This window comes from Stenotrophomonas sp. SBJS02, assembly GCF_020428325.2.
In the GTDB taxonomy this organism is placed as follows: Bacteria; Pseudomonadota; Gammaproteobacteria; order Xanthomonadales; family Xanthomonadaceae; genus Stenotrophomonas; species Stenotrophomonas africana.
Genome location: NZ_CP109812.1, coordinates 288,905 through 314,038, shown reverse-complemented (window position 1 = coordinate 314,038; position 25,134 = coordinate 288,905). Strand labels below are relative to the sequence as shown.

The 25,134-nt window shown below is 65.8% G+C and carries 28 protein-coding genes and 1 tRNA gene; 9 read left to right on the top strand and 20 right to left on the bottom strand.

Going from position 1 to position 25,134, the window contains the following annotated elements; translation table 11 throughout:
- Positions 1 to 93 precede the first annotated feature (93 nt).
- A complete protein-coding gene (rarD, locus tag FQS62_RS01430; RefSeq protein WP_088480275.1) occupies positions 94 to 993 on the bottom strand; it encodes an EamA family transporter RarD in 900 nt (299 codons plus the stop codon).
- On the bottom strand, positions 990 to 1,895 hold the full coding sequence (yedA, locus tag FQS62_RS01425) for a drug/metabolite exporter YedA (RefSeq protein WP_154348358.1): 906 nt from the start codon (positions 1,893 to 1,895) through the stop codon (positions 990 to 992). Before yedA ends, rarD begins: the two co-directional genes overlap by 4 nt.
- 223 nt (positions 1,896 to 2,118) lie before the next feature.
- Between yedA and FQS62_RS01420 the strand changes: the two genes are divergently transcribed.
- Both FQS62_RS01420 and FQS62_RS01415 read left to right on the top strand, forming a co-directional pair.
- Positions 2,119 to 3,453: an MFS transporter gene (locus tag FQS62_RS01420; protein ID WP_010486964.1), complete on the top strand. Its 1,335-nt coding sequence runs from the start codon at positions 2,119 to 2,121 to the stop codon at positions 3,451 to 3,453.
- Between the two features lie 67 nt (positions 3,454 to 3,520).
- On the top strand, positions 3,521 to 3,820 hold the full coding sequence (locus FQS62_RS01415; protein WP_057500017.1) for a hypothetical protein: 300 nt from the start codon (positions 3,521 to 3,523) through the stop codon (positions 3,818 to 3,820).
- 160 nt (positions 3,821 to 3,980) lie between these two features.
- On the opposite strand, the gene FQS62_RS01410 is transcribed toward FQS62_RS01415, so the two are convergent.
- The 4 genes from FQS62_RS01410 to FQS62_RS01395 form a co-directional block, all read right to left on the bottom strand.
- Positions 3,981 to 5,633: a M28 family metallopeptidase gene (locus FQS62_RS01410; RefSeq protein WP_208044024.1), complete on the bottom strand. Its 1,653-nt coding sequence runs from the start codon at positions 5,631 to 5,633 to the stop codon at positions 3,981 to 3,983.
- Between the two features lie 105 nt (positions 5,634 to 5,738).
- A complete protein-coding gene (locus FQS62_RS01405; protein ID WP_164158129.1) occupies positions 5,739 to 6,671 on the bottom strand; it encodes an MBL fold metallo-hydrolase in 933 nt (310 codons plus the stop codon).
- Positions 6,672 to 6,902: 231 nt separating this feature from the next.
- Positions 6,903 to 7,199 (bottom strand): hypothetical protein, encoded by a 297-nt coding sequence (locus FQS62_RS01400; protein ID WP_097048223.1) that lies wholly within the window; start codon positions 7,197 to 7,199, stop codon positions 6,903 to 6,905.
- A 204-nt stretch (positions 7,200 to 7,403) separates the two neighbouring features.
- Complete coding sequence (locus FQS62_RS01395; protein WP_208043268.1) at positions 7,404 to 8,699, bottom strand: tryptophan--tRNA ligase; 1,296 nt, start codon at positions 8,697 to 8,699, stop codon at positions 7,404 to 7,406.
- A 108-nt stretch (positions 8,700 to 8,807) separates the two neighbouring features.
- Here FQS62_RS01395 and FQS62_RS01390 point away from each other — a divergent pair, with 108 nt between their 5' ends.
- Positions 8,808 to 9,614, top strand: coding sequence for a hypothetical protein (locus FQS62_RS01390; RefSeq protein WP_208043269.1), 807 nt, complete (start codon positions 8,808 to 8,810; stop codon positions 9,612 to 9,614).
- Between the two features lie 72 nt (positions 9,615 to 9,686).
- Here the strand turns inward: FQS62_RS01390 and FQS62_RS01385 are convergent, their stop codons facing one another.
- From FQS62_RS01385 to rocF, 3 genes are all read right to left on the bottom strand, one after another.
- Complete coding sequence (locus tag FQS62_RS01385; RefSeq protein ID WP_004153772.1) at positions 9,687 to 9,908, bottom strand: CsbD family protein; 222 nt, start codon at positions 9,906 to 9,908, stop codon at positions 9,687 to 9,689.
- A 203-nt stretch (positions 9,909 to 10,111) separates the two neighbouring features.
- A complete protein-coding gene (locus FQS62_RS01380) occupies positions 10,112 to 10,249 on the bottom strand; it encodes an entericidin A/B family lipoprotein (RefSeq protein ID WP_008266021.1) in 138 nt (45 codons plus the stop codon).
- A gap of 162 nt (positions 10,250 to 10,411) precedes the next feature.
- A complete protein-coding gene (gene rocF, locus FQS62_RS01375) occupies positions 10,412 to 11,332 on the bottom strand; it encodes an arginase (RefSeq protein ID WP_107378954.1) in 921 nt (306 codons plus the stop codon).
- 130 nt (positions 11,333 to 11,462) lie between these two features.
- On the opposite strand from rocF, the gene FQS62_RS01370 reads away from it, so the two are divergent.
- The gene (locus FQS62_RS01370) at positions 11,463 to 11,810 is read left to right on the top strand and encodes a hypothetical protein (RefSeq protein ID WP_208043270.1); all 348 of its coding nucleotides are present in this window, start codon (positions 11,463 to 11,465) and stop codon (positions 11,808 to 11,810) included.
- Between the two features lie 22 nt (positions 11,811 to 11,832).
- Here the strand turns inward: FQS62_RS01370 and FQS62_RS01365 are convergent, their stop codons facing one another.
- A complete protein-coding gene (locus FQS62_RS01365) occupies positions 11,833 to 12,603 on the bottom strand; it encodes a DUF3011 domain-containing protein (RefSeq protein ID WP_208043272.1) in 771 nt (256 codons plus the stop codon).
- 212 nt (positions 12,604 to 12,815) lie between these two features.
- Here FQS62_RS01365 and FQS62_RS01360 point away from each other — a divergent pair, with 212 nt between their 5' ends.
- Entirely contained in the window at positions 12,816 to 13,007 is a 192-nt protein-coding gene (locus FQS62_RS01360; protein ID WP_208043273.1) for a hypothetical protein, read from the top strand.
- Between the two features lie 190 nt (positions 13,008 to 13,197).
- Entirely contained in the window at positions 13,198 to 13,599 is a 402-nt protein-coding gene (locus FQS62_RS01355; RefSeq protein ID WP_208043275.1) for a hypothetical protein, read from the top strand.
- 169 nt (positions 13,600 to 13,768) lie between these two features.
- Here the strand turns inward: FQS62_RS01355 and FQS62_RS01350 are convergent, their stop codons facing one another.
- The gene (locus tag FQS62_RS01350; protein ID WP_208043277.1) at positions 13,769 to 14,071 is read right to left on the bottom strand and encodes an addiction module antidote protein; all 303 of its coding nucleotides are present in this window, start codon (positions 14,069 to 14,071) and stop codon (positions 13,769 to 13,771) included.
- A gap of 58 nt (positions 14,072 to 14,129) precedes the next feature.
- Positions 14,130 to 14,342 carry a type II toxin-antitoxin system RelE/ParE family toxin gene (locus FQS62_RS01345; RefSeq protein ID WP_208043279.1) on the bottom strand — a complete coding sequence of 71 codons (213 nt, stop codon included), beginning with the start codon at positions 14,340 to 14,342 and terminating at the stop codon, positions 14,130 to 14,132.
- Between the two features lie 928 nt (positions 14,343 to 15,270).
- On the opposite strand from FQS62_RS01345, the gene FQS62_RS01340 reads away from it, so the two are divergent.
- Complete coding sequence (locus FQS62_RS01340; protein WP_208043281.1) at positions 15,271 to 16,917, top strand: hypothetical protein; 1,647 nt, start codon at positions 15,271 to 15,273, stop codon at positions 16,915 to 16,917.
- A 379-nt stretch (positions 16,918 to 17,296) separates the two neighbouring features.
- On the opposite strand, the gene FQS62_RS01335 is transcribed toward FQS62_RS01340, so the two are convergent.
- The 4 genes from FQS62_RS01335 to birA form a co-directional block, all read right to left on the bottom strand.
- Positions 17,297 to 17,372 (bottom strand) — tRNA-Thr (locus FQS62_RS01335).
- Positions 17,373 to 17,412: 40 nt separating this feature from the next.
- Positions 17,413 to 18,261: an SPOR domain-containing protein gene (locus FQS62_RS01330; RefSeq protein WP_208043283.1), complete on the bottom strand. Its 849-nt coding sequence runs from the start codon at positions 18,259 to 18,261 to the stop codon at positions 17,413 to 17,415.
- Between the two features lie 9 nt (positions 18,262 to 18,270).
- On the bottom strand, positions 18,271 to 19,002 hold the full coding sequence (locus tag FQS62_RS01325) for a type III pantothenate kinase (RefSeq protein WP_088480267.1): 732 nt from the start codon (positions 19,000 to 19,002) through the stop codon (positions 18,271 to 18,273).
- The gene (birA, locus tag FQS62_RS01320; protein WP_088480266.1) at positions 18,999 to 19,967 is read right to left on the bottom strand and encodes a bifunctional biotin--[acetyl-CoA-carboxylase] ligase/biotin operon repressor BirA; all 969 of its coding nucleotides are present in this window, start codon (positions 19,965 to 19,967) and stop codon (positions 18,999 to 19,001) included. Before birA ends, FQS62_RS01325 begins: the two co-directional genes overlap by 4 nt.
- 144 nt (positions 19,968 to 20,111) lie before the next feature.
- On the opposite strand from birA, the gene FQS62_RS01315 reads away from it, so the two are divergent.
- Both FQS62_RS01315 and FQS62_RS01310 read left to right on the top strand, forming a co-directional pair.
- Positions 20,112 to 20,396 carry a hypothetical protein gene (locus tag FQS62_RS01315; RefSeq protein ID WP_014035646.1) on the top strand — a complete coding sequence of 95 codons (285 nt, stop codon included), beginning with the start codon at positions 20,112 to 20,114 and terminating at the stop codon, positions 20,394 to 20,396.
- A complete protein-coding gene (locus FQS62_RS01310; protein ID WP_170935782.1) occupies positions 20,363 to 21,151 on the top strand; it encodes a M90 family metallopeptidase in 789 nt (262 codons plus the stop codon). The genes FQS62_RS01315 and FQS62_RS01310 overlap by 34 nt, the downstream gene beginning before the upstream one ends.
- 84 nt (positions 21,152 to 21,235) lie before the next feature.
- Here the strand turns inward: FQS62_RS01310 and FQS62_RS01305 are convergent, their stop codons facing one another.
- The 4 genes from FQS62_RS01305 to dusA all read right to left on the bottom strand — a co-directional run bounded on the left by FQS62_RS01305 (position 21,236) and on the right by dusA (position 25,062).
- The gene (locus FQS62_RS01305) at positions 21,236 to 22,660 is read right to left on the bottom strand and encodes an ATP-binding protein (protein WP_049448209.1); all 1,425 of its coding nucleotides are present in this window, start codon (positions 22,658 to 22,660) and stop codon (positions 21,236 to 21,238) included.
- Positions 22,661 to 22,685: 25 nt separating this feature from the next.
- Positions 22,686 to 23,369, bottom strand: coding sequence for a response regulator transcription factor (locus FQS62_RS01300; RefSeq protein WP_004136763.1), 684 nt, complete (start codon positions 23,367 to 23,369; stop codon positions 22,686 to 22,688).
- 73 nt (positions 23,370 to 23,442) lie between these two features.
- Positions 23,443 to 23,817 carry a hypothetical protein gene (locus FQS62_RS01295; RefSeq protein WP_049448207.1) on the bottom strand — a complete coding sequence of 125 codons (375 nt, stop codon included), beginning with the start codon at positions 23,815 to 23,817 and terminating at the stop codon, positions 23,443 to 23,445.
- 213 nt (positions 23,818 to 24,030) lie between these two features.
- On the bottom strand, positions 24,031 to 25,062 hold the full coding sequence (gene dusA, locus FQS62_RS01290) for a tRNA dihydrouridine(20/20a) synthase DusA (protein WP_208043544.1): 1,032 nt from the start codon (positions 25,060 to 25,062) through the stop codon (positions 24,031 to 24,033).
- Positions 25,063 to 25,134: the final 72 nt, after the last annotated feature.

The window sequence follows — 25,134 nt, the reverse complement described above, 5'->3', positions numbered from 1 at the left end:
CGCCCCTCGGGGCGCCGTTCTTTGAGGAAGCGGGGGTCGGATCCCTTCGCCCTGCGAAGGGCTCTGACCCCGTCCCATCCGACGCAGGCCCAGTCAGCGCCTTGCAGCGCGCATCGTGCGGATGTTGTCACCGACGAACAGCACCAGGCCGGCCCAGATCGCGGCAAAACCGATCGCCTTGGCCGTGTCGAACGCTTCATGGAAGAAGAACACGCCCAGCAGCAGCTGCAGGCTCGGTGCGATGTACTGCAGGATGCCGACCAGCGACAGCGGGATGCGCTTGACCCCGTAGGCGAAGCCGATCAGCGGCACCGCCGTGATCACCCCGCCGAAGATCAGCATCAGATCGTTGGCCCAGCCCCAGCCACCGAAGAAGCCACCGCCATGGCCGTTTTCCGACCACAGCGCGAAGCCCAGCGCGGGCAGGAACAGATACAGGCTTTCCACGCCCAGCCCGGCCACCGGATCAACCGACACCAGCTTTCGCAGCAGGCCGTACAAGCCGAACGAGCACGCCAGGCCCAGCGCGATCCACGGCGGCGTGCCCGCATCGAGGGTCAGCCAGGCCACGCCCACCGCTGCAATGGCTACCGCCAGCCACTGCACGCGGCGCAGGCGCTCCTTCAGCACCAGCACGCCCAGCAGAACGTTCACCAGCGGGTTGATGAAGTAGCCCAGGCTGGTTTCGATCACATGCCCTGCGTTGATCGCCCAGATGTACAGGCCCCAGTTGAAGGCGATGGTCAGGCTCGATACCGCCAGGATCGGCAGCGCGCGCGGCTGCGCGGCGATCTTCTTCCACCAGCCCAGCCGGGAGGCGATCAGCAGCCAGGCCAGCACCAGCACGGCGCTCCAGATGATGCGATGGGCGATGATCTGGAACGAGGGCACTTCGTTGAGCAGATGCCAGTACACCGGCACCAGCCCCCACAGCACGAAGGTGGAGGCAGTGATCAACAGGCCCCGGCGTTGTTCTTTCTCATCCATGCTCATCTCTTTCGCGTCCTTGCCATTGTCAGTACCACCACACCCAGAAGAATCACCACCATCGCCAGCAGGTCGCGCCAGCCGAATCGTTCACCGTTGAGCAGTGCGCCCAGCAGCACCGCGATCACCGGATTGACGTACGCATAGCTGCCGGCCAGCGCCGGGCGCACGTTCTGCAGCAGCCATACGTAGGCGGTGAACGCGACGATGGAACCGAACACGCACAGGTAGGCCATCGCCAGCAGGCCGCCGGTGTCGGGCAATGTGGTCGGGCGTTCGCCCACGGCCAGGCCGATGACTACCAGCAACACGCCACCGCAGATCATCTGCCCGGCGGCGGTCATGAACGGGCCCGGCAGGTCCAGGCCGCGTGCCCACACCGAACCGAAGGCCCAGCCGACCGGCGCGATCAGCAGCAGCACCAGCCCGGTCGGCGATGCGGTCAGACTACTGCCGGCATTGAGCCAGACCACGCCCAGAAAACCGATGGCGATGCCCAGCCACTCGCCACGGCTGGCGTGCTGGCCGCGCAGCGCTGAGAACAGCGCCATCCACAGCGGTACCGAAGCCACCGCAGTCGCGGCCAGGCCCGAGGACACCTCACGCTCGGCCAGCACCACCATGCCGTTGCCCAGCACCAGCATGGTCACGCCCATCACCACCAGGTTGCGCCACTGCCGAAGGGTCGGGTTCGGCAGCTTCCAGAACAGGCGCAGCGCCGCGAACATCACCCCGCCGGCAATGATGAAGCGGCTGCCGGAGACCATCGTCAGCGGCAGTGCGCCGCCGTGCAGGGCCTTGGCGATGCCCAGGTAGGTCGAGCCCCAGACCACGTAGACCAGCAGCAATGCCAGCGCGACAAGGCCGCCCCGGGGGGCAGCCGCAGACGAAGAAGGGGGAGCCGACATGACACACCAGGGAGCCGGGGGAAGGCGGATTCTAGGACGTTTTGAGTATGGTCCGTGACCCCATACGGTGGCACGCTGTCATCCATCCATGCACCCTGCTCTGGTCTGCTACCCCGTGTTGACGGCTGATGCAGTACCAAGAGGGCTGCCCGGCCGCGCCGCCCCAAGGCCGGGCGCCGTTTTCCCTGCGCACGGACGCGCCGCATCGAGGATTCCCACCCAGATGAGCACCACGTCCCAACCTGCCGTACCCGCGAACGACCGCGCCGCCCTGCGGCGGTCGATCTCCAACACCCTCAAAGGCTCCGCCGGCAACCTGGTGGAGTGGTATGACGTCTACGTGTACTCGGTGTTCGCCGTGTACTTCGAATCGCAGTTCTTCTCGCCGGACGACAAGAACTCCACCATGTACGTATGGGCGATCTTCGCCGCAACGTTCCTGATGCGCCCGATCGGCGCCTGGTTCTTCGGCCGCTTCGCCGACCGCCACGGCCGCCGCCTGGCGCTGACCGTCTCGGTCACGTTGATGGCGCTGTGCTCGTTCCTCATCGCCATCACCCCCACCGCCGCCAGCATCGGCATCTGGGCTGCAGTGATCCTGCTGTTCGCGCGTCTGCTGCAGGGCTTCGCCACCGGTGGCGAGTACGGTGCCAGCGCCACCTACATGTCCGAGGCCGCCATTCCCGGCCGCCGCGGCTTCCTCTCCTCCTTCCACTACGTCACCCTGGTCGGCGGCCATGTGCTGGCCCAGCTGACCCTGCTGCTGATGCTGACCTTCTGGGGCAAGCCGGAAATCTCCGAATGGGGCTGGCGGATCGCCTTCGGTATCGGCGGCATCGCCGCGGTGGTGGTGTTCTGGCTGCGCCGGGGCATGGACGAGTCGCTGTCGGAGTCGTCCATCGAGGCCGCGCGCGAGGGCAAGGCACAGAAGTCCGGTTCGATGTACGAACTGTTCGTGCACCAGTGGCGTCCGCTGCTGCTGTGCTTCCTGATCACCGCCGGTGGCACCGTGGCCTTCTACACCTACTCGGTGAACGGCCCGAAGATGATCCAGAGCGCCTTCGCCGGCAACGACCCGATGACCGGCACCCTGATCAACCTGGGCGTGCTGGCCTTCCTGATGGTGCTGCAGCCGGTCGGCGGCTGGCTGTCGGACATCATCGGCCGCAAGACCCTGCTGGTGTTCTTCGGCGTCGGTGGCGTGCTGTACAGCTGGTACCTGATCACCCAGCTGCCGCACCAGCATGACGCCACCCTGGCCTTCCTTACCCTGGCCATGGCGTTCGTCATCCTCACCGGCTACACCTCCATCAACGCGGTGGTGAAGGCCGAGCTGTTCCCCACCCACGTGCGTGCACTGGGCGTGGGCCTGGGCTATGCGCTGGCCAACTCGCTGTTCGGCGGCACCGCCCCGCTGCTGTACCAGGGCGCGCTGAAGACCGGCCACGTCGACTGGTTCGCCATCTACGTGACCGCCACGATCGCGGTATCGTTGGTGGTCTATGTGTTCTTCCTCACCAACAAGGGCCCGAACTGGCTCGACGGCACCCGCAAGTAGGCGCGTTGCCCTGATCGCGGCCACCGGTGCACTGCCGGTGGCCGCTGCGTCTCCCGCCACGCCACTGATGTGGATGGCGGCGACGCTGGCCGCAGCCACGGCACTGGCCTGGCTGCTGCGTCGTCCCAACGCACAGGCCGCGTGGCCGCGCATCGGCTTCGGGGTCGCCCTGCTGGTGTTCTGCGGCGCGCTGGCGCTGCAGCTGGCGGTGGACCTGGGCAGCGGCCACAGCTCGCTGCAACTGCGCCTGCATCGCGGCATCAATGCAGGATCACCGGTTGGCCTGCGTACGATGGTGGCGTGCTATCTGGCAGCGCTCGTCGCCAGTGGCTGGGGCGCGTGGAAGCTGTTGCGCCGGCGCAGGTAGTGCCGGCCGGCAATCGGCAATCGGCAATCGGCAATCGGTAGAGTCGACTGTTAGTCGACTGCTCTCTCTGTCGCCACCGGAAAACCCACGATGCGCGCGATAGTCAACTAGCAGTCGACTCTACCGGCGGAATGACATGACACCCCGCCGGTCCCGATCCTCAGCGGCGGGCCGCTTCGCTCTTGTCGCGCGCGCCGCGGAACTCCGATTCCTTCTCCCACGTCGGCCAGCGGCGGCTGTTGGCCAGCTCGGCGCCCAGGTCGTAGACCAGCAGGGTGTCGGCCGCGTGGCCGCTCGGGTCCCAGCTCGGGGTCCACGCATCGCAGGCCTGGTGGTAGCAGTCGGCGAAGTACTTCTCGCGCAGCGCGCGGCCGGCTTCAACTCCACCGTCCAGCTTGTCCAGGCCTGGGCCGATGGTGATCGCCGGTACGCCCAGGCGGGCGAAGGCGAAGTGGTCGGCGCGGTAGAAGAAACCGGCCTCCAGGTTCGGGTCCGGGCTGTAGCTGCGGCCGCGGGCCTTGGCCACGCGCTCCAGATCGCCTTCCAGCGACACCCGGCCCTTGCCCCACGAAGCGATGTCGCGGGTCGGGCCATCCGGGCTGAACATTTCGATGTTCAGCACTGCAGCGGTCTTGTCCAGCGGCGCCAGCGGATGCGCGGCGTAGTAGCTGGCGCCCAGCAGGCCCTTCTCTTCGGCGGTCAGTGCCACGAAGTACAGCGTGCGCTGCGGCTGCGGGCCGGCGGCGAACACGCGGCCCAGTTCCAGCACCGTGGCCACGCCGGTGGCGTTGTCGATCGCACCACGGCGGATGCGGTCGCCCTTGGCGTCGGCCTGGCCGATACCGAAGGCATCCCAGTGCGCGGAGAAGATCACGGCCTCGTCGGCGTGTTCACCACCGGGCAGCTTGGCCACCACGTTGCGGGTCACCACCTGCTCGCGCTTGAGCGCGAAATCCACGCTCAGCTTCGCGTTGTCCAGTGCCACCGGGCGGAAGTCTGCACGCATCGCCTTGCGCTTCTCGGCATCGAAGTCGAGGCCGGCGTCGGCGAAGATCGCCTCGGCCAGCTCGCGCTGCATCCAGCCGCGCAGCGGCGTGTGCTGCGCCATCGCCTCGGCCTGGCCGCGTTCGATGTCGAACAGCGGCGAGGTACCCGAGCTCTTCACCGTGGCCCAGCCATACGCGGCCGGCGCGGTCTCGTGGACGATCAGCACGCCCTCGGCGCCACGGCGTGCGGCTTCCTCGAACTTGTAAGTCCAGCGGCCGTAGTAGGTCACCGCCTTGCCGTCGAACGCGCCCGGCGCATCGGCTTCGAAATCGGCGTCATTGATCAGCACGACAGCGATCTTGCCGTGCAGGTCCACGTCCTTGTAGTCGTTCCACTGGCGTTCCGGCGCGTCGATGCCGTAGCCGACGAACACCAGCGGGGCATCCTTGATCTGCACGCGCTTGCGCGGCTGCAGGCTCTGCAGGGTCACGTCCACGCCGTTGGCCAGCGCACGCTTGCCACGCTTCAGCGACAGGCTGGCCTTGGCCGGTCCGTCCAGCTGCGCGCGCACCAGCGGCACCGGCTGCACCCAGCTGCCGTCCACGCCACCCGGCTGCAGGCCATAGCTGCGGAACTGCTCGATCAGGTACTGCACCGTGCGTTCTTCGCCTTCGGTCGCCGGCGCGCGGCCCTCGAATTCATCCGACGCCAGCACACGCACGTGGCGCGACAGTGCCTGCGGATCGATGCCGCCGCCGGGCAGGTCATTGGCCGCATGGGCCAGGCCCCCGACAAACAGGCAGGACGACAGCAGCAACACGCGCATCGGATTCACGGCAGTACCACGGCTAGCTTGGAAGTCACCAGAGTGTAACGTGGTCGTGACATCACGGCGCAGCCTGGGCCCACGTCCTCCACGCATGGCGTGGATCTACCTGCTGATGCGGTCCAGCCAGCACGCCAGGCCCTGCGCGTTGAGTTCGATGTCCATCGCCAGAACAGCCGTCACCGCCGCATCGTCCAGCGCGCAGCCATGCAGCTGTGCACGTTCCAGGTACAGCGCCTGCAGTGCGGCCAACAGGCAGCGGTGGCGGTCCGGCCGGCCATCGCACTGGCGGCCGATGGCAGCCATTGCATCGATCTGCTCGAACAGGTCGTCGGCCAGCTTCTGCACGTGCTGCACGCGCCCATAGTGGGTCAGGTACATCGCCTGCGGACCGTAGCCCAGCATGCGCTGGATCGAGGCCTTCATCGCTTCCGGGTCGAACTGCACCGGCGACGAGGTCGGGAAGATGAAGGCCCCCTGCGCGCTGTCCAGCTCGCGGTAGGAGATGCCGAAGGTATCGCCGGTGAACCAGCTGCGGCTGCGCGCATCCCACACGCAGTAGTGGTGCAGCGCGTGGCCCGGCGTGTGCAGCAGGACCAGCTCGCGGCCGGCCAGATCGATGCGGTGGCCGTCTTCGGCCACCACCACACGCTGCTCCGGAATCGCCTCGATGCGACCATAGCTGCGCGCGATCTCCTCGGCACCATAAACGGCGGTGGCACCGGCAATCAGCCGGGTCGGATCGATCATGTGCGGCGCGCCGCGCGGGTGCAGCACCGCCTTTGCGTTCGGCAGCTGCTGCATCAGCAGGCCGGCGCCGCCGGCGTGGTCCAGGTGCACGTGGGTCAGCAGCAGCCAGTCCACCGCCTCCACACCCAGGCCGGCGTCCGCCAGCGCCTGCAGCATGGCCGGCACTGACAGGCCTGTGCCGCAGTCCACGAAGGCCGCGCGGCCGTTTTCAACGATCAGATAGGCCGCGTCGAAGTCCGCACGCTGGAAGCCGGTATCGATGGTGTGGATGCTGGGGTCGGCGGTCATCGGCACGCACCTGGCAGGATCGGGAACAGACCCCCATGGTAGGCGCGCAGGTGGCCCGGGTTCGATGCGGCTTTGGTCGGGTAGTGCCGGCCGCTGGCCGGGTAGAGTCGACTGTTAGTCGACTGTCGCGCGCAGCGCGGGCTTCCAGAGAGCAGTCGACTAACAGTCGACTCTACCAAGGCAAGCGCAGGCCAACCAACCGCAGGTCCATCGGGTGCGCAAGGGCCAGGTTCAGCGCAATGCGAACCGCGGCCGCAGCAGCAACGCCAGCACCAGCACCGCCAGGAACGCGCCGTAGGCGTACAGCACCGCCAGCACCTGTGGCCAGATCGGGCCGGCGCCGGGCTGCACCACGCCGATGCGGTACCCCCACAGCATCGACACGATGCTCAGGGCGAAGGCCAGCACCAGGGTGGTGGTATCGAACAGGCGCCGCCGCGCGGTGCGCGGCTGGCGCGGGAACAGCCAGTACAGGCTGCCCAGCAGCAGGAACCAGGGCAGGAACAGCAGCAGCGACAACCAGGCCATTGCAGACTCCATGTCATCGCGCCGGAGGCGCGCGGACATCATGCCATGGGCGCTGTGCCGCGGTCGTGCCGGCGGGGTGCTTCCCTGTAGAGCCGAGCCTATGCTCGGCTGGGTAGCAAAGCAGCCGAGCATGGGCTCGGCTCTACAGAGGCGTAGCAAAGTCGAGCATGGCTCGACTCTACAAAGGGCAGGCAGACCCTGCGATCAGGTCCCTTCGCGCAGCGCGGCCAAGGCCGCCAGCACGGCGTCCACCTCGGCCTCCAGCTTGAACAGCTCGCTCTGCAGCTGATCGCCCTGCTCGGCCTGCTTGATCACCGCGATCAACTGGCCCGCATCTCGCGGCGAATCGAAGCCTTCGCTCTGGATCAGCAGCGTGCCGTCACCGGCGGTCAGCTTGAAGTAGAAGCGGCCGTCCTTCTCGCGGTACTGCTTGAACAGCGGCGGTGCCACGCGGGCAACGCCGGCGTCCTCGCTGGCGATGTCGCCGGCGGTGGACAGGTCACGCAGGCCCACGGCGTGGCGCAGCTCTTCCAGCAGCGGTGCCGCCAGCTGCTCGCGCAGCTGCTGGCCACGGCGCTTGAGCAGCGCTTCGATCTTCTCCGGCTCGGCCATCAACGCGTTGTAGCGCTCGCGCAGCGGCGACAGCTCGCTGTCGATGCGCTCGAACAGCTGCTGCTTGGCATCGCCCCAGCTGATGCCGGCGGCGAAGGCCTTGGCGAATTCAGCGGTCTGTTCCGGGGTGGCGAAGGCCTGGTACATCTGGAACAGCGCCGAGCCCTCGGTATCCTTCGGCTCGCCGGGTGCGCGCGAGTCGGTCAGGATCGAGAACACCAGCTTCTTCAGCTCCTCGCGCGGCACGAACAGCGGAATGGTGTTGTGGTAGCTCTTGCTCATCTTGCGGCCATCCAGGCCCGCCAGCGTCGCCACCTGCTCGTCGATCACCACGTCCGGCAGCGGGAAGTACTCCTTGCCGTACACGTGGTTGAAGCGCTGGGCGAAATCGCGCGCCATCTCGATGTGCTGGATCTGGTCACGACCCACCGGTACCTGGTTGGCCTTGAAGATCAGGATATCGGCAGCCATCAGCACCGGGTACATGAACAGGCCGGCGCTGACGCCTGCGTCCTCGTCCACGCCTTCCTCGCGGTTCTTGTCCACCGCCGCCTTGTAGGCGTGCGCGCGGTTGAGGATGCCCTTGCTGGCGATGGCGGTCAGGAACCACATCAGCTCGGTGGTCTCGCGGATGTCGCTCTGCCGGTAGAACCACACGTGTTCCGGGTCCAGGCCGCAGGCCAGCCAGCTGGCCGCGATCTCCAGGGTCGCGCGCTGGGTGCGCTGCGGGTCCTGCGACTTGATCAGGCTGTGCAGGTCGGCCAGGAAGAAGAAGCTCTCGATCCCCGGCGCGCGGCTGGCGGCAATGGCCGGACGGATGGCGCCAACGTAGTTGCCCAGGTGGGGCGTGCCGGAGGGGGTGATGCCGGTAAGGACTCGGGTCGTCATGACTGCGTGGGGTAACCTTCGATGAACGGGGCCAGTTTACCTTGCACGCCATCAACCCCGTCAGGGCCTGCGGCGCGTTCATTCACGCAACCCCGCTGGAGACGCCCGATGAAACGCCTGCTGCCCCTGCTGCTGATCCTGCCCTTGGCCGGCTTCCGCCCCGCCCCGATGCCGCCGCCGGCGTACGAGGGCGGCCCCGTGCGCATGGCCTTGGTCGACCGCGACCGCGGTAGCGAACTGCGCAGCTACCCCGCCGAGGGCCAGCGCTGGGTGGCCGGGGAACGCGGCCACCGCTACGCCGTACGCCTGTACAACGACAGCCCGCGCCGGGTGCTGGTGGTGCTGTCGGTGGACGGCGTCAACGCCATCTCCGGCGAGGATGCCGATCCCTCGCAGACCGGCTACGTGCTCAACCCCGGCCAGCGCGCCGACATCACCGGCTGGCGAAAGAGCCAGGATGAAGTGGCGCAGTTCGTGTTCAGCAGCCCCAGTGGCAGCTACGCCAGCCGCACCGGCCGCCCGGACAACATCGGCGTGGTCGGTGTTGCGGTGTTCGAGGAAGCGCGGCGCTGGCGCCCGGAGCCGATCCTGCGCCGTAGCCTGCCGCTGCCGGCACCGGCCGCACAGGCCGAAGCGGCGGCCGATGCCAGCGCCAGCAACAGCCGCATCGAGGGCTACGCCAGCAAGTCGCAGACGCCAGCGCTGGGCACCGGCCACGGCGCACGCGAGCAGTCTTCGGTACGCGATACCGACTTCGAACGCGCCAGCCGCAGCCCGGCGCAGGTCCTGCAGCTGCGCTACGACAGCGCCCGCAACCTGCGCGCGCGCGGCATCCTGATGGATTCGCCCTCACGCCTGCCGCGCGAACCGCAGGCGTTCCCGAACCGCTACGTGCCGGACCCGCCGGCGCGCTGATCGCCTGCCCAGACAGCGCAACGCCCGCAACCTCTCGGTGCGGGCGTTGTGCTGTGGGGGAAACCGTAGCGCTTACTTGTAGTCCGGGTAGTCCTTGCTCACCGCATCCTGGAACTCACGGACTTCCTTCTCAGCGCGGTCCTTGGCCCAGCCATAACGTTCCTGCAGGCGACCGGCCAGATACTCGGCATTGCCTTCGGCCACATCGAAGTCGTCGTTGGTCAGATCGCCCCACTTGGCCTGGGCCTTGCCCTTCAGCTGCGACCACTTGCCGGAAATGATGTCTTTGTTCATTGCTGGGAGTCCTTGGTTGCAACGGCGTTCTTACCGTGGCTCCAGCTTCGCGCAACGGCTGTTGACTAACGGTCAACCGGCCATGAAATAGACGCTCACCTGCTTGAATGGTTCACTCCGCTTAGACAGTCATGCGGTGAAACGCGCGCAAAAAAAGGCCGGGGAAATCCCCGGCCTTTTTCTCTTTCCGTTCCGTGCAGGGCTCAACGGCCCTTCGCGGTGTCCTCGACCTTCTCGCCCGCCTTCTGCACGTCCTTGCCGGCACCGGCAATGGTGTTGCAACCGGCCAGCAGGGCCACCGAGAACATCGACAACAGCATCAGGGCAACTACGCGCTTCATGGGCTTCTCCTTGGGTTCACCGCTACACCGCTTCATTCGCGGATGGGATTCTTTCGCTCGGCGGGAGGGCACCGATGCCCACTGCCGCCGCGTGAAGTGCAATCTGGCGGCAGGGGCGTGGAGCGGGTGTGAACGGATCACAGATCCGTTCAGGCGGAGCCGTCAATCGCGCATCAGGGTGGACTTGCCGAACAGGCTTTCGACCAGGTCCACGGCCAGTTCGGCGGTGGCATTCTGCTTGTCCAGCAAGGGGTTGAGCTCGACGATGTCCAGCGACCCCATGCGCCCGGTGTCGGCAATCATCTCCATCACCAGCTGCGCCTCGCGGTAGTTCACCCCGCCCGGCACGGTGGTGCCCACGCCCGGTGCGATGCTCGGGTCCAGGAAGTCGACATCGAAGCTGACATGCAGGTGGGTGTTCTCGTCGATGCCGGCCAGCGCCGCTTCCACCGCGCGCTTCATGCCGTTCTCGTCGATGTAGCGCATGTCATAGACATCCACCTTGTGAGTCTTGATCAGACGCTTCTCTTCCGGATCCACCGAGCGGATGCCGATCTGGTGCATCTGCGACGGGGTGATCGCCGGTGCGCTGCCACCCAGCTGGGTCAACGCGTCCGGGCCGAGGCCGCACAGACAGGCCACCGGCATGCCGTGGATGTTGCCGGACGGGGTGACATCGCTGGTGTTGAAATCGGAATGCGCATCCAGCCACAGCACGCGCAGGGTCTTGCCCTGCTCGCGGCACCAGCGCGCCACCGCAGTGATCGAACCGATGCCCAGGCAGTGGTCGCCACCGAGCATGATCGGCATGCGGCCGGCCTGCAGTTCGGCATAGCTGGCTTCCATCAGTGCATGGTTCCACGCCACCACTTCATCCAGGTGGCGGTAGCCTTCCACCGGCGCGGTCCACGGGTTGCGCGGACCATCCAGGTTGCCCAGGTCGCGCACGTCCACGCCGCGCGCTTCCAGCGCCTCCGGCAGCCCAGCCACGCGCAGCGCTTCCGGCCCCAGCCGGGCACCACGATGGCCCGCACCCACGTCGGTGGGAACGCCAATCAGGGATACGGAGATGGGATGGGCCATGGGTGCCTCCTGCGCGGGAAAAAGAAGCACAGTCTAGCCAGAGCTGTGTGACACCACTCGCGGCGGTGCAGCAGGGCATTGGCATGGCATGGTGCCGCGCGGACCCAACCGCCCTTCATGGAAGATTGCGATGTCGCCCTTCATCAATACCGCCTGGCCACGCCTTTTCACCGTAGCGCTGCCGATCGCCGTTTTTGCGGTTTTTTTGAGCAACTCGATCGATGCGTCGCCGAACGACTGGCTGATGCAGGCGATGCTGCTGCTGACGCCAGTCTCGTTTCTGCTGTTCCTCGGGTTGGGGTGGCAGCGCCTGCGCAAGGCACACGCTGAATACCCGATCCTGAAAAGCGAACTGCACCGCATGCTGGAGGCATTGATCGGCAACGTGAAGGTGGCCGCGCTGTGGTTCGGCCTGACCGTCGTCGGCATGTTCGCTCTGATGCTGGCGTGGGTGTTGCTGCGGAAGACAGGCGCCTGACGCCGCGTCCCTACCCGCGAACTCAACCGCCGCGGCGACGAACCGGCGTCATGCTCTGCACCTGGCCGTTGTTGCGCATCATGCACAGGAAGCGGCCATCGGGGTAATCGATGATCAGTTCCTGGTAGTCGCTACCCACCGGCATCTGGGTCACCAGCGTGCCCTGCGCGCCCTTGCGCATGTTGCAGGAACCCAGCGCGGTATCGCCTGCCGGCGCCGGGGTGGCCACCGAGGACACATTGCGGAACACCGCGCGGCAGCCGCCGTTGACCCACACCGAATGCCGCGCCAGCCCCCAGTTCTTGCCTTCCTCGCAGCGGGTACGGCTGAGCTGGCGCACGATTTCCACGTTGCCGCGGGTATTCAGATCGCACGACACCTGCTGCTGGCCGGTGGATTCGCAGGTGACTTCGCGGGGTAGCGCGGCATCCCCGGCGGCAGCGTCGCGAGGGCGGGCGCTGTTTGCGGCGGGCGCAGGCGCACCACTGCTACTGACCTGGCAGATGCCATTGGCGCCGCCACGGCCGGTGTAGCTGATCTGCGGCGTGCCGTCATCGCTGCGGCTGATCGACAACGTGATACCACTGTTGGCATCGCGTGCTTCGAAATAGCGGTCGTTGTAGCGCTTCAGCGTGGCCTCGCGGCCCTGCACGTAGACCGGCCCGCCATCGTCGGCGTGAACATCGATGCCGCCCGGGCAGCTGGCGTTGAAGAACGGTACCGCAGCCATGGCCGGGGCCACGAACGCGGTGGATACCAGTGCGACGGTGAGCGACAGGGCGTGGCGACGCATGTGCGGATCCCGAAGGGGCCCAGGTGGGCGTGTAGCGGCAGTATGCGGTGGGCGCTGCGGGCGGTCCGTGAGGAATATCAAGATCCGGGTAGCGCGCGTGGGGATTCACGTCTGGTATCGTTGCCTTGGTGCTTTACCGAGGCTGTTAAGCCAGCTTTACGTCGCACGCTACTGTAAGCCGTGCGGCATCAGTGGCGCGGCCCGGATGGCCGATGATGACGGCGCTGCGCGATATGTCGCTTCTGGCATTGCGATGCTCGAAACAGGCCAATCGCGATAATTCATTTTTCCTTTCAGATCACCCGATGCCATCGGAAAAAACGACTGGCACGCGGGCATTCTGCGTGCGCATGATGAATCGCCACCTGCAAAGGTGGTCGGGTCTTCCAAGCCCGTTTGATTGAAGCTGTATACGCTTGCCAGCCGGCGTCGTCCTCCCAAGAACGGCGTCGGCTGGCAATCCGTTCACCGGTCTACGGCGGGCGGTGCGTGGGGGCCTTGTGCCCGCCGGCTCATCGATCACCGGTCTTGGAAGCCACGCATCGCCCGCCACCCTCTCGTGGCGGCGCCTCTGTGCCTGACGAGGATGCCCGCATGTCCAAGACCCTCTACCCGTATCTGACCGCCACGCTGGGCGACGCCGCCCTGCATCTGCCGCTCGAACTGGCGCAGCCCCTGGAAGCCGCCTTCGCCGCTGCGAACGATGCACCCACGCCCATCAACCTCCCCGTGTGCCTGCGGCAGATCCAGGCCGGCGATGCCGCCGACGGACAGCCGTGGCAGGGGCCGGCCAGCACGCCCGGCCAAGCGGTGGACGCCGCGCGCAGGGATCGCGCCGCCGCCGGTCTGGTGTCGGTGCTGGAGCTGTACCACGCCGCCGAGCGCGTGCGCGTGGATGGGGAAGAGAAAGACGATATCGGCGATGGCGCGCGCGAGGGGCTGATGCTGGCCTGTCGGGGGCTGGCGGAGTATGTGGCGTTGCAGGTACGTAGCTGAGGCTGCGTTGGCAGTGTCAGCGGCGTTGATCGAAGGATCTGCCCACGTCATGCATTGAGCTGACTCACCGGCTTGGGACGAAGAAACCGCCGAAAGGCGGCTTTTTCAAGTTCGTTCCACCGTCTTTGCGACAGGCGGCGCGCCGACGCATCAAGATCGGCGCGTGTGCTTATGCTGCGCTGGCATGCAGGCGCACACCCAGGGCGCGGGTCACTTTGAGGATGGTCGCGAAATCGGGGCTGCGCTCGCACGACAGTGCGCGATGCAGACTCTCACGCGACAGGCCTGCCGCACGCGCGACCTTGCTCATGCCCTGGGCGCGCGCGATGTCGCCGAGCGCCTTGGCAATGAACGCAGAATCGCCATCGCTTTCTTCGATGCAAGCATCGAGATAGGCCGCCATCTCCTCCGGTGTACGAAGGTGCTCGGCCACGTCAAATGCTTTGAGTTCAATTTTCTTCTTGATGGCCATGATGGGACAGCTCCAGTACTTCGGTAGTGAGTCGTTTCACCTGCAGCCCGTTCGACGCCTACAAGGCACGCGCAATCTCCCTGGCCTTCTCGATGTCGCGTTGCTGCGTACCCTTGTCGCCGCCAGCCAGCAGAATCACCCACTGCCTGCCGCGCTGGGTGTAGTACACGCGGTAACCCGGTCCCACATCGATGCGCAGTTCGGAAACGCCATCGGCCAGATAGCGGTGATCGCCCAGATGGCTTTCGCTGAGCCGACCGATACGGGCCATCGGTACGAGCAAACTCGGTTACGTGCTTGAGAGAACAAAGCAATCTTCTCTAATCTATGGAAAACCTCAAAGACCCAACCATGCACAGCGCCAACTCACTAATGAATATACTCGCTTGGCTCAGCGTTACCGTCACCATTCTGGCGATCACCATCATCTTGGGAAGGTTCTATCCACCACAGCTGCTAGCCGCATTCGGCCTGGGCTGCACGTTTCTTGGATTATCTGCCTCATTCGTGGCGGCATACACAGCGTCTAGACGAGCGCGGAAAGTAGAACACATGTCACCAAAGGATTTTTTACCACAAGAGCCTGCTCCTAGTGCCACTTTTGTTGACGAGTCCGGAATCATGGGCCAGCCCCCGCCAAGCCTGGATTCACTTAGCGCTCGACTCGACCAGCTAAAGAGCAGAGTCAACATTCTCCACTCGACTACTGAAAAGAGATTTGCGTTCTCCGATAGACGACATGATGCGATCCTCGCGGTACTGCGGCATCAGCGGGAGGTGCTGATCCCCTTGGCGGCTGCCTCAACGTCTAGATACGTGTATTTCTCGTGTTGGCTAACGTTATACGGGGCAGTGCTTTTGGCTTTCCCCATCTGGATCAGCCAAGTCATCTCCGAAGTGAGCAATTCTGCGATCTACGTTTTCGGCGAGCTGCACCGCGTTTTGTGGCTGTAGTCATCGAGGATCTGCTGGCGCGTTTATAGAACCATCGCCATAGGGCAAGCGGGAGCTTAGGAGCCACGGATAACGTCATACAGGGGTGGGAATCCTGCAGGGGTTTCAGAAAAGGCAACCCATGGGTCTGACCGCAAGACGAGTAGATACGCCGGCTTGTGCGCGCGGAGATTCACACCTAACCTGAATGACGTTTGCGCTGCCTACGCAGGGCAACTGATATGCTCATCGGAAGGAGCCTCGTAATGACCGCAGAGTCCACGCTCGTTCGCTTGATTTCCTCGCCACAACCGCGAGCAGTAGCTCTGATTGGAGGCTGGGGGCGAGGTAAGACCCATTTGTGGCGCAACCTAGTCGAGTCCACGCCACACCAACCGCGTGCCAAGTACAGCTATGTGTCTCTCTTCGGAGTCAACAGTCTCGAAGATTTGAAGCTGGCGATCTTTCAGCGGGAGATCGACGCAGGCCCTCCGCTGGCCGAGCCGACTTGGTGGGAACGGATAAAATCAAAAGTGTCCGGGCGAGCCATTGTTGAATCCGCGACGCAGATCGAGAACCCTTGGCTAAACAACCTAAACGCGCTCTACAGAACGATTGCTTTCTCTCAAGTGAGAGAGCGACTCATCTGCCTGGATGACCTCGAAAGAAGGGGGAAAGATCTCAATCTGGAAGAAGTTTTGGGTTTAGTAACCTTCCTATGCGAAGAGCGGCAATGCGCTGTCGTGCTGATCTTGAATGACACCACTATGGACGGCATCGATGATTGGAACAAATACCGAGAGAAGGTTTTCAATGCAGAAGTGACATATCGCCCATCAAGTGAAATGTGCATCGACATAATTCTAGGAACCGACGTTCAGAATGAATGGTACAGAGGCGCGCGCCACGTTCTGATGCAACTGGACGTAAGTAACATGCGCATCATGACCCGTGTAAAGGACGCAATTGCACCCCTCACCGAACTATTTCCAGCTGCATCGGGCCCGACTCAGTTCCAGATCGGCGCAACGCTGGCTCTGTACGTGTACTGCCACAACGCCTCGGGAGAGGGAGCTCCGCCCATGGATCGAGCACTTGCTCACAATCGATTCGCGTTCGCGATGAGCGATGGTGAGCACACTGAGGAAGAGAAACGATGGGAGGCCATTCTGAGCAAGGTTGACTTCTACCCGGACGAGCTTGATCTTGCGGTGACGGCCTACGTCCGGGACGGCTATCCTGACGTTGCAGCGTTCACTGCCCAAGTCGCTCGAATGGAATCTGCGCATCAAGCAAACAGTGCAGACCAAGCTTTCACTTTGGCATGGGAGTCCTATCACAACTCGTTCGACGACAATTCAGAAGATGTCATTGCCAAGTTCGCCGAGGCGTTCCCAGCAGCAGCTCCGACCATGCACGCAATGAACGCGAATTCTTCGATTGCGCTGATGAGGCAGCTGGGGCAGGATCAGCTTGCCGATGCCTTCATCGCAAACTGGATCGCCCCGCGTCGGGGCGCGCGGCGGCGGGAGCTCTCTCTGCATGAGGCTCAGATCTTCGGCCCGCTTACCGACGCAGGGTTCATTAGTGCATTGGACCTAGCGGAGCGAGAGGAAACTACCGAGCCCGACTTGGACGAAGCCTTGGATACCGTAGCCCGAGGCCAAGGCTCGCTTGACCGAGCGCTCCATACGATCTCCCGCTCGGACCTTGAGGAGGTAGTTCATTGGTTTGAACGTAATCCGGGTCGAACGTCTAGAACCTTTATCACTACGAGCATGCAATTTCAGGGTGGTGAACACGTGGCCGTTGCGCAACGCCGAATCCGCAGTGCGCTTGAAACGCTTGCCGAACGGTCTCCCATCAATTCAGTACGAGTATCAGCCATACTCAGGGCCATTGATGGCTATTGACTTCGCTTGGAATTTCGATGAAGTCGAACCCTTGCATGGTTCAGAAGCGCCCAGCTGTGGCCGCATGCCATCCGGCTTATCTCAGATCCGATACCGCGCCGCGTGAAACACGCGCACTGTAGGATTTCGGCCCTGGGCGGCAGCCGACGCCAGTCATTTAATAGCAGCGCCTGAGCGTCATCCTTCCTCATGCGGAAGTATTGGGCCGGTCATAGGCGAATCCATGTCAGATGGAATTTCTAGTCCCATTCATGGTCGGCGAAGTCCTCGTGGGCGTGGCAATCGTGCTTCAATGCGGGCTAAGCCAGACGAGCAGCACACCGCGCTAGCCTTCTTCGTTGAAACATCCATTTTCAATGGCGTTTCAGCAAATCCCAAGTGGTGCCGCTTATCCGAATCGAACGGATGACCTACTGTTTACAAGACAGTTGCTCTACCAACTGAGCTAAAGCGGCATGGGTGGTGCACCGGCGGCAGTGCCGCGGTGAGGGGATTCTAGCGCAACCGCGCGCATTCCAGCGACCGGCTCTGCGCCGCCCCGCTGCGCTGCTGGGCCTGGGCCGGCTGCGTACCTGCCGCCAGCTGCCCTTCCAGCCACCACTGGCCGGCGTCGCCGCTGGCGATCAGGCGCGGCTGGAAGCCGGCGGCCTGCACCGCCGCCATGCGCCGCTCGGCGCCTTCGCGGTTGCGGTACTGGCCCAGCGCCACGGCGTTGGCCTCCTCGCCCTGGCTGATGATGTAGTAGTCGCTCAGGCCGGCGGCGACGATGCGCTTCACGGTGGCCTGCGCTTCGTCACGGTTGGCGGCGGCCGGCAGCATCACCCGGTAGCGGGCGCTGCCGCTGGCAGCGGGCTGTTCGCGCAGGCGCACCTGGCTGAGCACAGCGCCGGCCTTGCCCTGCGCGCTGGTCGCGGCGGCACGGTCTGCGAACGGGCCCAGCGCGACGCAGCGCGGCGGCTCGGCGGCCGCGGGCGGGGTTGCGGGCTTCTCCGGTGCCGGAACGGATGCAGACGGTGCTACCGGCTTGGCAGCGGCCGCAACCGGCGTAGCCTCAGCTACCTGCGGCTTGGGAATTTCCGGCTTGGCCGGCACAGCCGGCGCCGGCGTTGCAGCCACGGCTGTCTTCTCCGCCAGCTCGCGCTCCACCAACGGCGCGGTCGGCGCGGCGGCCGTGGCTTCGGCGGCCGCATTGGCATCCACGCCACCGGGCACCCAGCGCAGCTCGGCCACGCCAGCGGGTTGCGGTGGCGGCGCAGGCTTCTGTGGTGCATCGCGCAGCAGCCACCAGCAGGCGACGCCAAGGTTGAGGATGGCCAGCACGACGATCAGGGCACGGGTCAGCATGCGCGGATACTAGCCTGCGGGCTGGTGCACCGCCCAGCGGGCGAGGCCATCCAGCACCAGCGAGGGGTGGTAATCGGCGCCGGGCAGCAACGGCATCAGCGCCGGTGCGCCGCCACCGTGCACCAGCAGCGACGGTGCCACGCCGAGCAGCGCATGCGCCTGCTGCGCGCTGCGTTCGATCAGCGCCACGGCCGCACCATCGCAGCCGGAGGCCAGCGCGTCGGCGGTGTCGTTGGCGAACTCACTGTAGTCACCACCCGTGGCCGGCAGCTGCACGGCACGGGCGTGCAACGCTTCGCGCATGGTGGTCGGCGATGCGGAAATGCGGCCACCGTGGTGCTGGCCGTCGGCGTCGAGCAGGTCAATCGTCAGTGCGGTGCCCACGCCCACCACCAGCACCGGGCGCTGCGCCTTGGCAGCGGCCAGCAGCGCCAGGAAGCGGTCGACGCCGAACTTTTCCGGCTTGGCATAGGCGATGCGGACGCCGGCGCATTCGGCGCTGGTACGCACCACGTGCACGTTTTCGAAGCGGCGCTGCAGCTGGTCCAGCATGGCGCTGGTCAGCGACGGTGCCGCCACGCTGGCCACGAACGCGGTGGTGCCGCTGGGCAGGCTGTGCGGCGGCTGCCCGGCCATGCCTTCGGCGCCATGCGCCCACGCCTGCACGTCACCGGCACGATCACCCTGCAACGGCGCGAACTTGAAGCGCGAGTTGCCGAGGTCGAACAACCAATCGCTCATGCCGCCCTCACGCTGACTTCGCCGGCGTGCAGCAGGCGTTCCTGGCCATCGATGCGCACGCGCAAGGCGCCGTCATCGGCCAGGCCGAGCGCGGTGCCATGCTGCCACTGCCCTTCCAGTTCCACCCGTACTTCGCGACCGGCCAGCATGTCGAACGCGGCATAGCGCGGCAGGAACGGCGCCAGGCCTTCGCGATCGAATTCTTCCAGCGCCGGCAGCAGGCGCGTCAGCACGGCGGCGACCACCACGTTGCGGTCCACCGGTTTGCCCGCCAGCGTGTCCAGGTCCACCCACGGCTGGGTGATCTGTTCGGCGAAAGACGGCGGCATGTGCGTGTTGATGCCGATGCCGATCACCGCGCGCGCCGGGCCGGCGTATTCCCCACCGCCTTCTGCGAGCAGGCCGACCAGCTTGCGCTTGCCATCGACAATCAGGTCATTCGGCCACTTCAGCTGCGCCTGGGTATAGCCCAGGTCGTGCAGCGCTTCGGCCACGGCGATGCCGGCCACCAGGCTCAGCCCGGCCAAGCGGCCGAGGCCACCGGAGAACAGCCGCAGCACCGACAGGTAGATATGCGCGGCCAGCGGCGACGCCCACGTACGGCCGCGACGGCCGCGCCCGCCGGTCTGGCGCTCGGCCAGCAGGACGCTGACCCCGCGCTGGGGCGCGCTGCAACGCAGCAATTCGGCGTTGGTCGAGTCCACCGTCCAAGCCACCTGCAGGTCGTGCAGCAGGGCCTGGACGTCGGCAGGCAGGCCGGCGCGGATCGCGTCCGGGTCCAGCAGATCAACCGGGCGGGTCAGGCCGTAGCCCTCGCCAGCGCGGCCCTCGATGTCCACACCGGCGGCCCTAAGTCCTTGAATACGCTTCCAAATGGCCGCCCGGGTCTGACCCAGCTCACGGGCCAGGGCGTCGCCGGACAGGCGACCGGCAGCGAGTTTGGCCAGCAATTGGCGATCGTCCACGGCAGCTTCCACGAAGTCAGAAAGGAATTATGCGGGAAAGCCGCCAGCGACGCCCGCCACGCTGGGTTCCGCAAGGGCTTCCAACGGGGCGGCGAGTTCGGGCTAGAATCGGGAACTCACCTTCCCTTAACGTGGATGTCGTCAATGCGCCGTTATGCCCATTGCCTGATCCTGCTGATGATGCCCTTCGCGGCCTCTGCGACAGCAGCGCTGGACGACAGCCGCGGCGCCTGCGTGTCGTCCAACGGTGATGCCGCCTCACAGCGCGCACCGACCGCGACCGCCTCGGCGGCCACCACCAAGCCGGCTGCGGTTCGCCCGGCCGCCAGCAGTGCCACCAGCACCGGCGGCGGCGGCAGCGACGACGACGTGCTGCAGCGCATCCGCGCGCCGAAGTGGCACAGCTACCTGCCGGGAATGTTCCGCTGATCAAGTCGTTGCTGCGGTGGCTGCGGCCTGCGCCGCGGCCGATTGACGATGCACTTTGGGAAGACGCCTGCCGCCGCGCGGCCTGGCTGCGCGGTCTGGACGACGAACGCCGCGCACGCCTGCGCGTGCTGGCCACGCGCTTCCTGCACGAGAAGACCATCACGCCGATCGGCGAGCTGCAGCTGCAGGCCGGCGATGGCGTGCTGCTGGCGGCGCTGTGCTGCCTGCCGCTGCTGGAGTTCGGCGAAGTGGGCCTGGAAGGCTGGTCGCAGCTGATCGTCTACCCCGATGCGTTCCGCGTGCACCGCAGCCACATGGATGCAGCCGGCGTACTGCACGAATGGGATGACGAACTGATTGGCGAGTCGTGGGACAGCGGTCCGTTGATCCTGTCCTGGGCCGATGTGCAGGCCGACCTGGCGACGCCGCACGAGGGCTACTGCGTGGCGGTGCACGAGATGGTGCACAAGCTGGATGCGCTGGATGGTGCGATGGACGGCACGCCACCACTGCCGCGCGAATGGCAGCGCGAATGGGCGGGCATTTTCCAGCGCGCCTACGACGCCTTCTGTGCACAGGTGGACGCAGGCGAGGAAACGTTGATCGATCCGTATGCGGCCGAAGCACCGGAAGAGTTCTTCGCGGTGGCCAGCGAGTATCACTTCTCGGCGCCGGATCTGCTGCAGCAGGCGTTGCCGGAAGTGGCCGCGCAGCTGCGGCGGTTCTATGGCGAGCCGCCGGCGATAGTCGGCTGATTCACTACCGCAGCTGATGTAGAGCCGAGCCATGCTCGGCTGCTTTTTACGGAGCAGTCGAGCATGGCTCGACTCTACACAAGGCTACGGCCCCGGCGGCAAACGCACTTCGAAGCGGGCCCCGCCCAGTTCGCTGGAACGGCCGACGGTCAGTTCGCCGCGGTAGTCCTTGATCAGGTCCTGCACGATCGACAGGCCGATGCCGTGGCCCTGCACGCGCTCGTCGCCACGCACGCCACGCTGCAGCACCTTGCCGATGTCGTCCGGGGCAATGCCCGGGCCATCGTCGTCCACCGCCAGCAGCAGGCCGGCACGACGCGCGTTCGGTGCCGGCAGCGGCTGCGCGGTCAGCAACACGCGGCGGTTGGCCCACTTGAAGGCGTTTTCCAGCAGGTTGCCGAGCAGTTCCTGCAGGTCGCCCGGTTCGCCGTGGAAGCGCGCGGCCGGGTCGATGTCGAATTCGCACAGCACGCCCTTGGAGGCATAGACCTTTTCCAGGCCGCGCACGATCTCCTCGGCGTTGGATTCGATCGGCAGCGGCGCGGAGAACAGCTTGTGGCCCGACGACGCAGCACGTGCCAGCTGGTAGGAGACCAGGTTGTTCATGCGCTGCAGCTGCACGTCCAGCTCCTCGCGCAGGGCGCCATCGCCGGCACCGCTGTCCATCTGCGTGCGCAGCACGGCGATGGGCGTCTTCAGGCTGTGCGCCAGGTCGGCCAGGGTATTGCGCTGGCGCTCGAGGTTCTCGCGCTCGCTTTCAATGAAGGCGTTGATGCTGTCGGTCAGCGGCTCCAGCTCGCGCGGGTGGCGCTCGCTCATGCGCTCGGTTTCGCCGCGCTGCACCTTGGTCAGCTCGGTGATCACGCGACGCAGCGGCCGCAGGCTCCACTGCAGGATGACGGTCTGCAGCAGCAGCAGGATCAGGCCGATGCCACCCAGGTAGAACCAGACCCGGCTGCGGAACACCCGCAGCTGCGCACCCAGCGCGCGCGAGTCTTCCATCACATAGATGGTGTACGGGAATTCGGTGGCGGGATCGGCGTCGGCATCCCACACCAGGCCCAGGCCATAGCGATACACCGAGCCCTGGCTGCCATCGATCTGGATCATCGGCAGCGGACCTTCGAACACTTCCTGGCGCGGTGCCAGCAGGCCGCCGCCGACGGTGGGCAGCATCGGGCCTTCGGCGGACATCGAATTGCCCTTGCCGTGCGGCATCACTACCTGCAGGTACAGGCCACTGCCCGGCACGTCGAAGCGCGAATCCGGCGGCTGCTCGCGGATGTACAGCGAGCGGTCGCGGGTGAAGTCGATGCCGGCCGCGTAGGCGGTGGCGTAGTTCTTCAGGCGCTCACGCAGGTTCGCCTTCGCCGTATCGGCGAAGGCGGCGTCGAGCGCGTAACCGGCCAGCGCCAGGAACGCGACCAGGCCCACGGACGCGGCGAACATCTGGCGCGCCTGCAGTGAGCGCGGCCGCCAGCGTCGGAAGAACCACAGACGGCCGGACATCGTGTAATCGCCAGGGTGAGCCGGCTCAGCCCTCGTTGCGCGGGATCGCGAAACGGTAGCCGCGGCCGCGCACGGTCTCGATCGGCTTCAGCTCGCCATCCGGGTCCAGCTTCTTGCGCAGGCGGCCGATGAAGACCTCCAGCACGTTCGAGTCGCGGTCGAAGTCCTGCTGGTAGATGTGCTCGGTGAGGTCGGCCTTGGAGACCAGCTCACCGGCATGCATCATCAGGTACTCCAGCACCTTGTACTCGTAGCTGGTCAGGTCGACATTGCTGCCGGCGACGCTGACGGTCTGCGCAGCCAGGTCCAGGGCAACCGGGCCGCATTCCAGCGTCGGCTTGCTCCAGCCAGCGGCGCGGCGCAGCAGCGCGTTGACGCGGGCCAGCAGCTCTTCGACGTGGAACGGCTTGACCAGGTAGTCGTCGGCGCCCTGCTTCAGGCCCTCGACCTTGTCCTGCCAGCTCGAACGCGCGGTCAGGATCAGCACCGGGAACTTCTTGCCTTCATCACGCAGGGCCTTGATCAGCTCCATGCCCGACATCTTGGGCAGGCCGAGGTCGATGATGCCGACATCGAACGGGACTTCGCGCCCCATGTAGAGGCCTTCCTCGCCGTCCTGCGCAGCATCGACGGCAAAGCCTTCGCGCTTGAGCCGGGCTGCCAGGGTCTCACGCAGCGGGGCTTCGTCTTCGACCAGAAGGATACGCATGAACTCTCCCTAGTGTCCTGGGTGTGGCCCGGAGGCCTGTGGGGTACGGGTTGATAACAGCGACTATCCCTGTTCAGGGGTTATCGCCGCGTAGTGATGACATATCCGACCGCGGCGTGCGCGGCTGTGAACGCGACGGGGCGGGGTCGTCCATGTAGCGGACCCGGCCCCGATCGTCCATGTACTTCACCCGGTTGATGTCACGACCGTCGAACGGAACGCGCTCGGCGCCGAGGATGTGGCCACCGGTGCTGCGCTGCACGCGGCGCACGGCATCGGACAGCGAACGTTCGTCGCCGCGGTTGCCGCGCTCGCCCCGCTCCATCATCTCTGCACGCCCCTGATCGCCACGCGGCGGCTGTTGCGCCAGCGCCGATGACACCGGCACAGCCGACAGCACCACGCAGGTGGCCAGGGCAATGCGGCAATGGAAGGGAGCGGAAGACATCGATGCGATCCTAGCCGAGCACGGCGATTCGTTCAAAAGTCGTAAATCCGGGTGCCGGGTTCGGGGCCCGGTGTTTTACAAATCCTTTGCAAATTCTTGGTTTGGGGCAGTGAATCCGGTCTGAACTTTTCCGGTCCAACGTCCGGGTTGTTCAGCTAAGTGAACATTCGGGACGAATCGCCGCTGCTTGTCAAGTCAGGAATGTGACTGCGGTCACGCTGCGGCGCGATCAGCTTCGCGTTCGGTGACCGCCAGGGCCTGTTCGACCAGGCTCCAGTCGGCGCCCGGGCGGTGTGCGCCCTCGCTCAGCACCTGACGGAATGCGCGGCCGCCGGGCTGGCCGTGGAACAGGCCGAGCAGGTGGCGGGTGATGTGCTTCAGCGCCAGGCCTTCGCCCAGACGCGCCTCGATGTAGGGGCGCAGCGCGCGCAGCAGGTCACCACGGGCCTGCAGCGGGGCGCCGGTGTGCAGCGCCTCCAGCTGATGCAGCAGGTAGGGGTCGTGGTAGGCCGCGCGGCCCAGCATCACGCCATCGACGTGCGCAGCCTGCGCCTGTACCGCTTCGATGCTGGCCAGGCCACCGTTGATCACCACCGGCAGCGCCGGACGCTCCTGCTTGAGGCGGTAGGCCCAGTCGTACTTCAGCGGCGGAACCTCGCGGTTCTCCTTCGGCGAAAGGCCCTTCAGCCACGCGTTGCGCGCGTGCACTACCACCATTGCCGCACCGGCGACAACCTGGCGGTCGACGAAGGCGGCAAACACGTCGTAGTCGTTGTCCTCGTCCACGCCCAGGCGGCACTTCACCGTCACCGGGATATCCACCGCATCGACCATGGCCGCCACGCACTCGGCCACCAGCACCGGCTCGCGCATCAGGCAGGCGCCGAAACGGCCAGCCTGCACGCGGTCGGACGGGCAGCCGCAGTTGAGGTTGACCTCGTCGTAACCCCACTCGGCGGCGATGCGCGCGGCCTGTGCCAGCAGCGCCGGATCGCTGCCACCGAGCTGCAGCGCCAGCGGCTGTTCGCTGGAATCGAAGCCGAGCAGGCGCTCGCGGTCGCCGTGGATGACCGCATTGGCGTGCACCATTTCCGTGTACAGGCGTGCGCCCGGCGCCAGCACGCGATGGAACACGCGGCAATGGCGATCCGTCCAATCCATCATCGGGGCAACGGACAGGCGCAGGGAATCGGCGTAACGGGCGGTGGCGGACGTCATCGGGGTATTGATCGTGGAGACTGGCATTGCCAGTGAGATCAATAGTTTACACCGGCCGGCTGAATGGCGGCGGGCGCCCCCCGGGAGCCGGTGCACCCG